8 protein-coding genes are annotated in these 13,437 nt (G+C 69.0%); 2 read left to right on the top strand and 6 right to left on the bottom strand.

Annotated elements, in window-relative coordinates; genetic code table 11:
* Positions 1–59: 59 nt before the first annotated feature.
* The 6 genes from CQ047_RS17075 to CQ047_RS17050 form a co-directional block, all read right to left on the bottom strand.
* The gene (locus CQ047_RS17075; RefSeq protein ID WP_105677125.1) at positions 60–458 is read right to left on the bottom strand and encodes an NUDIX domain-containing protein; all 399 of its coding nucleotides are present in this window, start codon (positions 456–458) and stop codon (positions 60–62) included.
* Positions 451–1,809, bottom strand: coding sequence for an FAD-binding oxidoreductase (locus CQ047_RS17070; RefSeq protein WP_105677124.1), 1,359 nt, complete (start codon positions 1,807–1,809; stop codon positions 451–453). Before CQ047_RS17070 ends, CQ047_RS17075 begins: the two co-directional genes overlap by 8 nt.
* Positions 1,806–2,177, bottom strand: coding sequence for a YrdB family protein (locus CQ047_RS17065; protein ID WP_105677123.1), 372 nt, complete (start codon positions 2,175–2,177; stop codon positions 1,806–1,808). The genes CQ047_RS17070 and CQ047_RS17065 overlap by 4 nt, the downstream gene beginning before the upstream one ends.
* A gap of 27 nt (positions 2,178–2,204) precedes the next feature.
* Positions 2,205–4,223: a sigma-70 family RNA polymerase sigma factor gene (locus CQ047_RS19200; RefSeq protein WP_105677122.1), complete on the bottom strand. Its 2,019-nt coding sequence runs from the start codon at positions 4,221–4,223 to the stop codon at positions 2,205–2,207.
* 482 nt (positions 4,224–4,705) lie between these two features.
* The gene (locus tag CQ047_RS17055) at positions 4,706–5,872 is read right to left on the bottom strand and encodes an N-acetylglucosamine-6-phosphate deacetylase (protein ID WP_105677120.1); all 1,167 of its coding nucleotides are present in this window, start codon (positions 5,870–5,872) and stop codon (positions 4,706–4,708) included.
* A complete protein-coding gene (locus tag CQ047_RS17050; protein WP_105677119.1) occupies positions 5,869–7,380 on the bottom strand; it encodes a family 20 glycosylhydrolase in 1,512 nt (503 codons plus the stop codon). The genes CQ047_RS17055 and CQ047_RS17050 overlap by 4 nt, the downstream gene beginning before the upstream one ends.
* A gap of 146 nt (positions 7,381–7,526) precedes the next feature.
* Between CQ047_RS17050 and CQ047_RS18960 the strand changes: the two genes are divergently transcribed.
* Together CQ047_RS18960 and CQ047_RS17040 are read left to right on the top strand one after the other, a co-directional pair.
* Positions 7,527–8,042, top strand: coding sequence for a hypothetical protein (locus CQ047_RS18960; RefSeq protein ID WP_181155990.1), 516 nt, complete (start codon positions 7,527–7,529; stop codon positions 8,040–8,042).
* Positions 7,960–13,437 (top strand): PA14 domain-containing protein (locus CQ047_RS17040; protein ID WP_181155989.1); only part of this gene is annotated, 5,478 nt, incomplete at its 3' end. The genes CQ047_RS18960 and CQ047_RS17040, both read left to right, overlap by 83 nt.

The following is a 13,437-nucleotide window of genomic DNA, read 5'->3' as shown; positions in this document are numbered from 1 at the left end:
TCCGCTGTCGGTCGTTGAGCGAGCGGAGCGAGACGAAACGGGGTGAGGTTCGTGCGCCTCTAGCGCGACCAGGCGATCGGCAGCAGGTGCTCCACGCTCAGCGGGGCGAGCGGGAGTGTCTCCGCGTCCTCGCGGGTGATCCACCGCAGCTCCGCGAGCTCGGCCTGGACCGTCACGGCGGCGGGGTCGACCGTCGCGGCGAAGGCCTCGGCGACCACGCGGTGCCCCGGTTCGTTCGCCGCCTCCGAGATGAACGTGCCCAGGGGCTCGAGGTCGCCCTCGTCGAGCAGCACGCCGAGCTCCTCGTGCAGTTCGCGGACGAGCGTCTGCGCGGGGGACTCGCCCTCCTCCGGCTTGCCGCCAGGCTGCATGAAGCGGACGGTGTCGTTCTTCCGGACGACGAGCACGCGCCCGTCGTCGTCGACGATGACGGCCGCGCTCACGTGGATGTCAGGCATGGAACACCTTTCCCGGGTTCAGGATGCCGATGGGGTCGAACACCCTGGTGATCTGCCGCTGCAGCTCCCACTGATCGTCGCCCAGCTCCTCGGCCAGCCAGCGGCTCTTCAGGGTGCCGATGCCGTGCTCGCCGGTGAGCGTGCCGCCCAGGGCGATGGCGGCGCGGAACAGCGCGCCAGCGGCATCCCATACATGCTCGGGCACATCGGGGCCCTCGAAGATGAAGTTCGGGTGCAGGTTGCCGTCTCCGGCGTGCGCGACGGTCGGGATCGTGAGCGCGTACTCGCGTTCGATGCGTGCGATCTCGTCGAACATCGCCGGCATCGCGCTGCGCGGGACCGAGACGTCTTCGATGAGCGTGGTGCCGAGCGCTGCCATGGCCGCGTGCATGGATCGGCGGACGGCGAGCAGGCGTTCGCCCTCTTCGCGATCGTGCGAGACCTGCACGGCGCCGCCGCTCGTGCGGAGGACCTCGGCCACGGCATCCGCCTCGGCGACGGCGGCGGGACCGTCGGTCTGGATGGTCAGCTGCGCCATGCCGGCATCCGGCGCTGGCAGGGACAGCAGAGCGGCGACCGCGGCCAGGCTCGCCGCATCCATCAGCTCCATGATCGCGGGCTGGATGCCGGTCGCCGTCACCGCCGCGGAAGCGACGGCTGCCGCCCGCACGCTGGGGAAGGTCGCGGTGATCGTGCACGTGGTGCCGGAGACGAGCCGGCGCAGCTTCAGGGTGGCGCCGACGATGACACCGAGCGTTCCCTCCGAGCCGATCACGAGAGAGGTGAGATCGAGGCCGGTCACGCCCTTGACGCTCCGATGCCCCAGATGGAGCAGCCGTCCGTCGGCGAGGACCAGATCGACGCCGAGCACGGCGTCGCGCACGACTCCGTACTTGGCGCAGAGGAGCCCGCCTGCGCCCGTGGCGATGTTGCCGCCGACGGTCGAGATCGCGCGGCTGGCGGGGTCGGGCGCCCACCAGAGCCCGTGCTCGGCGAGCAGGTCGTTGAGGTCGGCGTTGAGGATGCCCGGCTCGACCACTGCGAGCAGATCATCGGCGCGGATCTCGGTGACCGCGGTCATGCGCGCCGTGGAGAGCACGATCTCTCCCGCGCCTCCGTTCGCGGCCCCGGCGAGACCGGTTCCCGCGCCTCTGACGACGACCGGCGTGCGGGTCGCCGTGGCGATGCGCATGATCTGCTGGACGTGCTCGACCGTCTCGGCGTGCACGACGGCGAGGGGGAGACCGGGAGCGGCGTGACCCGAGCGGTCGGCCCGTGCGGACTCGAGCGCGGCGGGGGCGGTGTCGACGAGGTCGCCGAGAGCGGCTGTCAGCTGCTCGAGCGCGGTCATGACAGGCTGCGGCGCCCGCTGACGAGTCCGGCGCCGACGGCGACGACGCCGAAGGCGATGCCGACGAGGGGCTGGTCCATGAGCCACCATGCGATGGTGACGCCGACGTAGATCAGCAGCTCCACAGCCGCGCGGAGGAACGGGTGCAGCCGGAGGACAGGCTTGGGAGACAGGAACAGCGCCCAGACGAGGATGACGATCACGGGGGCGCCGATGCCCAGGACGACATTCCACGGCAGCGGCCAGGTGGCGAAGCCCCAGAGGGCGAGCGTGCCGACGGCGACGACCAGGACGATGGCGCGCACCACGTCGAGCGCGGTGATGTTCGGGCGGTCTACGCCGGGTACGGGTGCGGATTCCTGGGGCATGACCCCAGTCTATTCGCCGCTCGGGAGCTACTCGGCCGGCGCGGGAGCGGTGCCGGCGACGTCTGCGACGGTGTCGATCGCGGCGCCGAGGAGGCTCGCCTGCGCGGGTGCGGCGGAGTCCTCAGGAGCAGGTGCGGCGGGAGTCTCTACGGGCGCGGGTGCGACCTCGACCGGTGCGGGCGGTGTAGCCGGCTCGACGGGGGCCGCGGGCTCCACCGGGGCGACGGGCTCGGTCGGGGCAGGCGGGGCCGATTCCGCGGGCCCGGGAGTCGAGGTCTCGGCAGGGGGCTCCGTGCTGGTCGGTTCCGTCGGAGCGGGGGGATCCGTGACGACACCGATGCCGAAATCGCAGAGGAATTCGGGATAGAAGTCGTTGAGCTCGCGCAGGGTCGTGCTCGTTAAGGCGCCCTTCTTGTCTCCGGCCACATAGAAGAACTCGACCGTCGCGTTCTCGCAGATCTGCTGCAGCGATGGCCGCAGGTCGATCGTTCCTTCGCCGGTCGTCGAGTCGAGGGCGGAGGGAACGAGCACGACCTCGCCGTTTCCGGCGGTTGAGCCGCTGAGGAGAGTGCTCACCTTCGCCTGGGCCACTCCCGTGACGGGGACGCGATAGTGCGTGACGATCAGATCCTGCTCGTCGAAGGAGAAGCTCACCGTCGCGCTCCCGACCGTCGGAGCTCCCTCCGGCAGCACCGGGTCCACGGGGTCGATGGGATCGATCGGGTCGACGGGCTTCTCGGGGTCGACCGGCTTCACGGGGTCGACGGGCTTCTCCGGAGTCACCGGGGGCGCCGGCGGCGTCACCACGGGAGCGGATTCCGGAGCGGAGGCCTCTTCGACCGGCGGCTGCGGCGCCGGGGGTGCAGGCGGTGCCGGCGGCTCGACGATGGTCGTCTCCTCGGACGACATCGAGTCGTCGGGGGCGATGTCGGCGGCGATAGACGAGGAGTCGCTCGCCGCGGCGTTCGACAGCGAGGTCGACGGGTCAGCGCTGCTGAGGCCGGGCAGAATGGTGGCCGCGGCGACGACGCCGGCGACGATGAGTGCCGCGGAGCCTGCTCCGACGAGCGCGCCGACTCCGGTGAAGATGCCTCCGGCGGCTCCTGCGCCGCCGCCCGCAGAGCCTCCGGCTCCGGATCCTGCTGATCCGCCGGCTGCTCCGCCCGCAGCGCCGCCGGCGGCGACGACGCCGCCCTGGACGACGCTGGAGGGCATGGCCGCCAGCGCGACGATGGGTGCGCCGCCGCCCTGGAGGGTGGCGAGGTAGCCCGCCGAGCCGGCGATGCCGAGCACAAGGGGGAGCAGTACGAGCGCGAGGCGCTTCGAGACGTCCTTGGCCTCGGCGGCGACGATCATGCAGCGTGCGCACTCGTCGAGGTGCTGTTCGAGGCGCTTGTGGTCGCGAGTGCTCAGGTTCCCTCGCGTGTACGCGCCGAGATGCTCGATCGTCCACTGGCAGTCCGACCCGGGGGCTGCGCTGCGCAGGTGCGCCTGGATCCACGCTTCTCTGAGGCCTTCGCGAGCACGGAAGGCGAGCTGCGACACGGCTCCGGCCTTCATGCCGAGCAGCGGCGCCACCTCATTGGGCTTCATCTGCTCGATCTCGGTGTACCAGAGCACCTCCTGCCAGCGGGAGGGGAGGCTGCGGAAGGCCTGCGAGGTGAGACCGCGGTCGAGGGCCTCGTTCGCCGCCTGCTCGGTGCTGTCAGGGTCGGCGACCGCGTCGAGCTCATCGATCGCGGACTCCCGGCGGGAGCGTCCCCATGCGGCGGCGGTGTTGCGGATGCTGGTGAAGAGGTAGGCGCGGAAGGAGCCGTTGGGGCCGCCTCCCTTGATGATCGCCTGGTAGATGCGGGTGTAGGACTCCTGCACGAGGTCGTCGGGGTCGATCGAAGACGTGATCGAGCGCGCGACGGACATGCCGGACGGGTAGTGCCGTCGCCACAGTTCACCGAAGGCCGTCGCGTCACCCGAGCGGGTGCGCAGAACCAGGTCGGCGTCCGCGATCGCGTCGTCGTGCAGTGTGTTCTCGTCGTCCACAGTCATCCATCTGTCGTGGGGCGCGGGTGCGCCTTCACATGAAGAGACGCGTGAGACCGCTCTTCATCACGCGTCTTTTCCATTCTCTCCCGATTCTTTCAGCTAGGCCACCCCTGACGAAAGTCCAAAGCAGATCTTGAGTTTTGGCCAAAAGTCCAGGTCGTTCAGTATTTCCGAATCTGTGGCCTGGCGGAGGGGAAAGTTTTTCGAAGATTTTCTGGGAAGTCGCGTAATGAACGGCGGCTGAGTTCGTCTCATCACGTAGAGACAGCCATAAGGGCTCCACCGGGGGGCGGAGTCCTGAGGCGCTGGTGCGAGGGGTAACAGCACCAGCTGGCGGGTCGGGAGCCTCGGGGGAGGAGTTCCCGGCCCACCTGCTCTGTTGTGGGGGTGAGGCCGCCGATCTGGGGAGAAGGCGGCCTCCCGCCCCGCACACACATTTCGACCGGAGAGCGCAGAGCTGCGCGTCGTCGCGCGATGCGCGGTTCTCAGAGCCGCTGACCCACCCATACGCGCGCGACGCGCAGCTGTGCATCGAGAAGCACGGCGTCGCCGACTGATCCGGTCCGCAGGCTGCCGAGCCGTTCGCCGCGCCCGATCGCGCGGGCCGGGGTCTCGGTCAATGCGCGCACCGCCTCGGGCAGTGTCACGCCCGCCTGCACGGCCCTCAGCAGAGCCACGTCCTGGGTCAGCGTGGAGCCCGCGATCGACCCGGTGTCGTCGGCGCGCGCGATCCCGTTCTCGACCGTGACGCTCACCGTGCCCAGGTCGTAGTGGCCGTCGGCGCTGCCCGCGGCCGCCATGGCGTCGGTGATCAGTGCGACCCTCCCGGGGGCGGAGTCGAACACGAGCTTGATCACGTGCGGGTCGAGGTGCACGTTGTCGGCGATCGCCTCGAGCACGACGCGGTGGTCGGCCGCTGCGGCGAGCACGGGCCCGGGGGCGCGGTGGTGGATGCCGGGCATCGCGTTGAAGGCGTGCGTGAGGATCGAGGCTCCCGCTTCGAATGCGGCGACGGCCATGGCGGCATCCGCATCGGTGTGCCCGACCGCGGCCGCGGTGCCGGCGGCGACGATCTGCCGGATGGCGTCGAGCCCTCCGGGGAGCTCCGGCGCGATCGTGATCTGGCGGATCGTGCCGCGCCCCGCCTCCAGCAGACGCTCGACGTCGCCCGCCTCCGGGTGCCGCAGCAGCGTCGGCTCGTGGGCGCCGTGGTGCCCGGGGTCGAGGAAGGGACCCTCGAGGTGCGAGCCGAGGATGTCGGCATCCGTCTGCATCAGGTCGGCGATGCCGGCGACGCTGAGCGCGAGCTCGTCGAGCGTGGCCGTGACCAGCGAGATGACGGCGCGCGTCGTGCCGTGCGCGCGGTGCAGCGCCCTGCCGATGCGGATCGCCTCGATGCCGTCGTCGAAGGCGGCGCCTGCGCCTCCGTGGCCGTGGATGTCGACGAACCCCGGCGTGAGCACGGCATCCGCCCCGGCGACCGCGGACGCATCGACGATCTCGTCGGCCGGCGCCCAGTCCGACCCGGCGCCGCGCGAGGCCACGGCGCCGTGCTCGAATCGCAACCAGCCGTTCTCGACGATCTCGCCGCCGTCCACGACGCGGGCGGAGTGGATGACGAGCGAGCCCGTCGTGGAGGTGTGGACGCTCATCGTGCGCTCCAGGGGATCTCGGGGCTGGGGTGGAAGTCGACCCCCTCAGCCTTCCACAGTGGAGCGAGTGCACCCAGCCGTGCGCGGAAGGAGTCCCAGGTGCGCTCCGGCGCGGTCTGCGGCGACCAGGCGATCTCCGCCTGGGCTGCGGCGCGCGGGAAGACGAGCTGCTCGACCTCGGAGATGGTGCGGGTCGTCTCGCTCCACAGCGGGGTCTCGACGCCGAGGATCGCGGTGGCGGGCACGTCGAGCACGGCCGTCGGCTCCCAGTCGTAGGCGGCCCGGACGTCGATGATGGCAGCCCAGTCGAGCCCGAGCGGGAACTCCGGCGTGTACTTCATGTCGAGGTAGGCGACGTTCGAGGCCGACATGATGAGCGCCCCGCCGCGTGCGACGAACTGCGCTGCCTCCTCGGCGTGCGTGCCCTGCGGGGTGGTGTTGCCCCAGTACTGTCCGACGGTGCCCTCCGCGATGTCGGCCGCGGAGCCCATCTCGTGCCAGGCGACGGGGGTCTTGCCCGCCGCGACGACGATCTCGGTGGCCCGCGCGGCGAACAGGTCGAAGTCGGCCTGGGGTGTTCCGAGCGATTCATCGCCCCCGACGTGGATGTACGGGCCGGGGGTCATCTCGGCGAGCTCGCGCACGACGTCGCGCACGAAGTCGTAGGTGCGCTCCTCGTGGATGCGCACGCTGGAGTGCCCGACGCCCCAGCCGATGTAGGTCTCGCCGGCGACGGGGAGCGGCTGGCCGAGGCGCGCGGACTCCGAGATCAGTCCGTCGTTCAGCACGGGCGCCTCGACGAGCTCCGGGTACGCGACGCCGATCGCGTGCGTGTGGCCGGGGAGGTCGATCTCGGGGATCACGATCATGTGGCGGGACGCCGCGTGCGCGACGATCTCGCGGTAGTCGTCCTTCGAGTAGAAGCCGCCAGGGTCGCCGTTCGCCGATGTCGTCGCCGCCAGCTCGGTGAGCTTCGGCCAGGAGTCGATGTGGATGCGCCAGCCCTGGTCGTCGCTCAGGTGCAGGTGCAGGTGGTTGAACTTGAGGGCGCTGGTCGCGTCGATGAACTTCTTGACGCCGTCGACGCCGAAGAAGTGGCGCGCGACGTCGAGCATCACGCCGCGGCGGGAGAAGCGGGGCGCGTCCGCGACGGTGGCGCGGAGGAGGCCCCAGGAGCCGTCTTCGTCTTCGCGCAGCAGCTGCAGCAGGGTCTGGATGCCGTAGAAGAGGCCGGCCTCATCGGCGCCGACGACCTCGACGCGCTCGCCGACCGTGAGGCCGTAGCCCTCGGCGTTCGCGACGGCGCCGTCGACGCGCAGGGCGATGTCGGCATCGCCCTCGACGGAGGACAGCCGGATGCCGCTGCGTCGGGCGACCGCGTCGATCAGCTGCGCCGTGGCGGCTGCGGGTCCGGACACAGAGGAGGCGGCGGTGAGCGGCATCCGTCCTTCTCCTGCGGTGGCGGTCACGGGCGCTGGAACGAGGGGCAGAAGATGGGGAAGGACCATGAACAAAACCTATCGTCTGGGGTGATCCCTGGATATAGGGAATGTTGTTTCTTCCATCCGACCGAAATATTGCGAGTTTCCTGGGAATCCGCTATCTCTTAGCTGTGCGGCAGTAGCCGCACTCATTCTTCCGGGGGGTTGCGTTGATGCGCAGGTTCTATGTGCCGGTGCTGTCGTGTGTTCTGGTGGGAACCCTGGCGGTGATCACTCCCGAGGCGGCGGCCGTCGGAGACGTGATGGTGTCGACATCCGCCGCGGCGGCAGCGGTGCCCGCGGAGACGCGACCTATTCCCGGTGAGGGTGAGCTGACGGCGGAGGACGCCGAGCGGTTGGGCGGGGCGCCGACCGCGGCGCCGGACCTCGTCTCGGAGATGCCCGCCGGCGATTTCAGCGCTGCTGAGGATGCGGAGCGGGGTGCTCCGGCCGCCCCTGTTCGCGGTGCGGGTCTGGATCTGCGGGGCAAGAGCGACGATGCGCTGGCGAAGGAAGTAGAGGATCTTCCCGTCGTGGAGCAGGACGAGTTCTCCACGACATATGAGCGTCCGGATGGCTCGCGGATCCTCGAGAGAGTCGACGGACATGCTCAACATGGAGACTCCCGACGGGTGGGAGCCGATATCGACCGCGCTGGACGCGGTGAAGGGCGGAGGCTGGGAGGCTGAGGCCCACCCGTTGTCTCCGGAGTTCGCCGGGGCGGCCGATGAGCCGGCCGCGGTGAAGGTGACAGCTGACGGCCATGAGCTCGAGTTCGCGCTGAAGGGCGCGTCCGACGGGAAGGCGACGCTGAAGTCGTCGAGCAAGAAGTCGGCGGACGATCTGCTGCTCTACGAAGACGTGGCCTGGGCCACGGACCTCGAGTACAAGGTCGAACCGGGCGGAGTGAAGGAGACGCTGGTCCTCGATCGGATGCCCGGGAAGTCCTCATGGTCGTGGACGATCGATGCGGGTTCCCTCGCCCCTGTGGTCGGTGTGGGCAACGCCGTGGAGTTCGTCGATGGCGACGGCGTCGCAGTGATGCACATTCCCGCGCCTGTGGCCTGGGACTCGTCGGGTGTGAAGGGCGAATCGAGCGACGTGCTCGTCAACCCGTCGATGACGCTGACTCCGATCGAGGACGGGAAGTGGCGTTACACCCTGTCCCTGGACCGAAAATGGTTGGCATCGCCCGACACGGAGTATCCGGTGTACGTCGACCCGACGATCAACTGGGGCCCGAACTACACGTACTCGATCAAGTCCGACGGGGCTGTCTCCAGCAACATGTACGTCGGAAACAACCGTCAGAACAACCAGAACGTGTACTGGCGGGCGTTCACTCGGTTCAACTACGGCAGCGTGCCGGGGAACTTCATCGGAGCCGCTCAGATCGGCGTCGGATTCGGAGGCGAAGGCACGACGACCTACCAGACCGGTCTTCTCAGTCACGCGAGTTGCATCGGCTACTCCGACGCGTGCATCGGTCCGGTTCTGGCGGCTTACGGGATCAGCAACGACACTGCGTGGATGGGTGACGCGGCGATCACACAGCGCCTCGCGTGGGCGTTCTCGCAAGGCGATACCGGTGTCACCTTCATGATCCGCCTGGCGGAGAACCCCGGGGCGTACACGCTCAAGCGGGTCAACACGGCCATCTACACGGAGTACTGGCCGTATCCGACCGTGTCGCAGTCGTCGCCGGCGAGCGGAGCGACGGGAATGTCGATGACTCCCACTCTGGTAGCGGATGGCCAGACGTACTCGCCGTACTCGAACGCGGCGTTCACGTTCCAGGTGTCGCAGAACGCGGACATGAGCAATCCGGTGTGGGACTCGGGGTGGACGCTGAGCAAGCAGGCGACGGTTCCCGAGGGCAAGCTGCAGCCTGGGGTGACGTACTACTGGCGCTCGGGCATCAAGGACGGGCATGACGGGTTCGCCGGGCAGTCGACGGTGCGGTGGACCGGCGCGCGCACGCTCACGACGCAGCTCGTTCCGCCGACGCCGCCGGAGGCGACGGCGACTCCGGGCAATGCCTCGGGCGCACCGCAGACGATCGTCACGCTGACGCCGACCTTGCAGGTGGATGGGGTGACGGACCCGGACAACATCCCTGCCGGCGGCACGGTCAAGTACGAATTCAAGATCGCGACCGGCGCCGACGGGAAGACGGGTGCGGTGTTCACGTCGGGACTCGTGACGGCGGATCCCGACGGAAAGGTCCGCTGGACGGTGCCCGCGGGCACACTGCGTGACGGGCAGATCTACTCTTGGGTCGTGCAGCCGACAGACGGCGTGGGCAAGAACTCGACGCCGGCATGGGTCAAACGCGTCAAGGTCGACCTGAGACTCGGTTCCACCGGACCGTCGCCGTTCGACACGGCGGGACCTGCGACCGTGAACCTGGCGAACGGCAACGCGAACCTCTCGTTCTCGTCGCCGTTGATCTCGACGCTCGGCGGACCGATCGGGATGGCGTTCAGTTACAACTCACAGGCGGTCGTCGATGCGACGCGCGGACTGACGGGGTCGTACTACGACGGCAAGGACCTTCTCGGCAACGTGCCCACGTCGGCTGCCGGCTACACCTTCGGGGGCAAGACGCCGCTGATGGTGAGGACGGATTCGGCGGTGTCCTTCGACTGGGCGATGGGATCTCCCGGTCCGGCGATCGCGAACGACTACTTCATGGCGCAGTGGAACGGTTTCGTGCGTGTTCCGCATGCGTCCTCGCAGTGGCGTTTCGGAATCCGTCACGACGATGGTGTGCGACTCCGGCTGAACAACTCGACGATCATCGACAAATGGGGCGACGCTGTCGTCCCCGTCGAATGGTCGGGTAATCAGAACCTCACCACAGGCGAGACGCCGATCCAGCTCGACTATTTCGAGGCCGGGGGCGCGGCGAACGTCGAGCTCTGGGCAGACGACCTCGCCGATGCCGAGGGGCCAGTGATCGTCCCCGCGTCGTGGTTCACGACTCAGCGCACCACGCTTCCCGCCGGGTGGGGGTCGTCGGTTCCCATCGCAGGAGATTCTGCCGCGTGGGCGAAAGCCAGCATCGAAGCTCAGGCGATCGTCCTGACCGATATCTCGGGCACTGCTCACACGTACTCGCGCACCTCCACCGGTGGCTACACGCCGCCGGTGGGCGAGTACGGCACGGTGTCGTTGGACAGCGCCGGACGCGTGGTGTTCACGGATGAGGGCGGCACGGTTTATCAGTTCGCCGCGAACGGCACTGTCGAGTCGGCGACCTCCGTCGCCGACGGGCAGAAGCCTGCGGCGCCGATCTCGATCTACAACAGCGACGGCACGGTCAAGGAGATCGTCGACCCCGTCTCCAAAGAGGGATCGACGTATCACCGCAAGGTCTCATTCACCTATCAGGATGCCGCGCAGACGGCGTGCCCCGCGCCGCCGTCCGGCGGTTCCGCGGCACCGGTGGGGATGCTGTGCAGGATCACGTATCCCGCGCTGTCGCCCACGAACACCCCGGTCACGAACCTCTACTACTCGGGTGGCCAGTTGTGGATGATCGAGGATCCCGGCGCTGAGCGCACGGTTTTCGGCTATGACACGGCGGGCCTCCTGCAGTCCATCCAGGACTCCACGGCCAGTGACTACCTTCTGGCGGCGACGACTCCGCCCGCTGCGTCTCAGGTGAGCACGCAGATCGCATACGCCGGGGGGAGGGTCAGCGCGATCACGCTCCCGTCCGCCGACGGCGGAGCGTCTCCTCGGACGAAGAAGAACTACGGCTATGACCTGGCCACCCGAGTGACCAGCGCCTCTCTCGATGGTGTCGCCGGGATGACGAGCTCCGTGGGCTACGACGCGGCATGGCGGCAGACGTCGAGCACGAGTCCGATGGGGGTCACCGCGACGCAGGAATGGCATCCGTCGAAGGATCTCGTGCTGTCGGCCACGAACTCGCTCGGGCAGAAGTCGACGACGGTCTACGACCCGTCGACCGATCGGGCGACCGACTCGTACGGCCCTGCTCCGTCTGCCTGCTTCCAGAGCGACGGGCGTCCCAAGCCGAATCCGGTCGGTGTGAGCGGATGCGGCATCCTTCCTGCGCATTCGTCGACGACGTACGACGGGGGACTGCAGGGTCTCCAGGCGACGTACTACGCCAACCCGAGCCTCTCCGGCAAGCCGGTGCTGTTCGACCTCGGTGTGGGAGGTGCCGGAGGAGCGATCGATCGCAACTGGTCGACCGCGAGCCCTGGAGCAGGGGTCGGGGTGGACAAGTGGTCGTTGCGGCTGACCGGACTCGTGTCCTTCCCGACAGCAGGTCAGTACACGTTCGTCGGCAACGCCGATGACGGTGTGCGCATCTGGATCGGTGACACGCTGGTCCTCGACAGCTGGGCGTACAGCGCGGCCGACAGGATCGGCGCCCCCGTGACCGTGGCCGCGGGTGAGAGCAAACGCATCCGCGTGGAGTACTGGGAAGACGGCGGACCTGCGCAGCTGCAGCTGAAGTGGCGGACCCCGTCGTCGGGAACGACGGCGGCGATCGTGCCCGGCACAGCCCTGCGGCCGGACTACGGTCTGGTCACGCGCACGACCGCCGACGACTCCACCACCGTCGCCGGGGCGGCTGCACCGACCACCACGTCGGCGATGACGTATCAGCATCCGTGGCTCGGCCAGGCGACGGAGGGGACGGTCGATCCTGACGGTCTCGCTCTGAAGACCGCGACCACGTACGAGCAGCCGGGTGCAGCGGGGTGGCTGCGGCGACTCACCCGCACTCTGCCTGCGGGCGGTGCCGCAGGTGCACCGGCGACGGCGAAGACGACGTCGGCGTACTACGGCGATCTCGAGGCCGCTCCGGCGGTGTGCGGCATCCCTTCGGGGACGAAGCAGTTCGGGATGACGAAGTCTGTGACCGGTGCGACGCCGGCGTCGGGCGGTGCGGTCACGACCGAGTACGCGTACGACGCGTGGGGTCGCACGGTGGGCACGAAGACCAGCGGCGACACCGCCTGGTCGTGCCTGACGTACGACGACCGGGGCGTGGTGATCGCGTCGAGCGTGGCGGGTCCGACAGGGACGGCGACGATCTCGACGACGACCACGCGCACGGTGCGTGCGACGAACGGCGGGTACTCCGTCGTGTCGGCGGGTGTCACGGTCGCCGGGTCGGCGAACGGGTCGAAGGTGACGACGGTCACCGACCTGCTGGGTCGCACGGTGAGCTACACGGATGTCTTCGACACGGTGACGACGCCGACGTACGATCCGGCGACGGGTCGGGTGACGCAGATCAGCACGACTCCTGCGGGTGGTGTCGCGTCGGTGATGGCGTACACGTACGACCTGGACGGGAAGGTGAAGACCGTCACCGTCGACGGGGCGCAGCTGGCGTCGGTGACGTATGACTCTCTGCAGCGGTTGCAGCAGATCGCGTATCCGGACGGGTCGGCGCTGACCGGCGTGGGCAGGGATCAGGCGCAGCGGACGACGTCGCAGACGTGGTCGGTGGCGGGGCAGACGGTGACGGACAGCGTGAAGCTGTCGCAGTCGGGTCGTGTGGTGCAGCAGACGAGTGCGTCGGGTGCGGTGTCGAACACCTCGACCTACGGGTATGACGCGGCGGGTCGGTTGGTGTCTGCGGTGATTCCAGGACATCAGCTGACATACGGGTTCGCGTCGTCGGGTGGGTGCGGTGTGAACACCGCGGCGGGGATGTCGGGCAACCGTACGGCCTTGACGGATGTGTGGACGGCGCCGGGGCAGTCTCCGGTGACGACGTCGACGGCGTACTGCTACGACTGGGCCGACCGGCTGACTTCTTCGACGGTCACGGGTGCGATCTCGGGGGCGACGAGTGTCGCTGATGGGGTGCCTGCGGCGGAGATCGAGTACGACGTCCGTGGCAACACGAAGCGCCTGGGAGACATGACGTTCTTCTACGATGCGGCGAACCGGCACAGTGGGACGGCGTATGCGGATGGTTCGTCGGTGCAGGTGGTGCGGGATGCGACGGGGCGGATCGTGTCGCGGACCACGGACCCTGCGGGGGCGGCGCCCGCGGTGACGGTGACGTACCTTTACGCGGCGGGTGGG

Origin of the sequence: Microbacterium sp. MYb72 (assembly GCF_002979415.1) — a bacterium.
Classification (GTDB): Bacteria; Actinomycetota; Actinomycetes; order Actinomycetales; family Microbacteriaceae; genus Microbacterium; species Microbacterium natoriense.
The sequence above is the reverse complement of the archived record's forward strand: the minus strand, read 5'-3'. Positions and strand labels throughout refer to the sequence as shown.

Coding starts and splice junctions, on each gene's coding strand:
- CQ047_RS17050 (WP_105677119.1), bottom strand. CDS start 7,380: ATGGTCCTTCCCCATCTTCTGCCCCTCGTTCCAGCGCCCGTGACCGCC.
- CQ047_RS17070 (WP_105677124.1), bottom strand. CDS start 1,809: ATGACCGCGCTCGAGCAGCTGACAGCCGCTCTCGGCGACCTCGTCGAC.
- CQ047_RS17075 (WP_105677125.1), bottom strand. CDS start 458: ATGCCTGACATCCACGTGAGCGCGGCCGTCATCGTCGACGACGACGGG.
- CQ047_RS17055 (WP_105677120.1), bottom strand. CDS start 5,872: ATGAGCGTCCACACCTCCACGACGGGCTCGCTCGTCATCCACTCCGCC.
- CQ047_RS17065 (WP_105677123.1), bottom strand. CDS start 2,177: ATGCCCCAGGAATCCGCACCCGTACCCGGCGTAGACCGCCCGAACATC.
- CQ047_RS18960 (WP_181155990.1), top strand. CDS start 7,527: ATGCGCAGGTTCTATGTGCCGGTGCTGTCGTGTGTTCTGGTGGGAACC.
- CQ047_RS19200 (WP_105677122.1), bottom strand. CDS start 4,223: ATGACTGTGGACGACGAGAACACACTGCACGACGACGCGATCGCGGAC.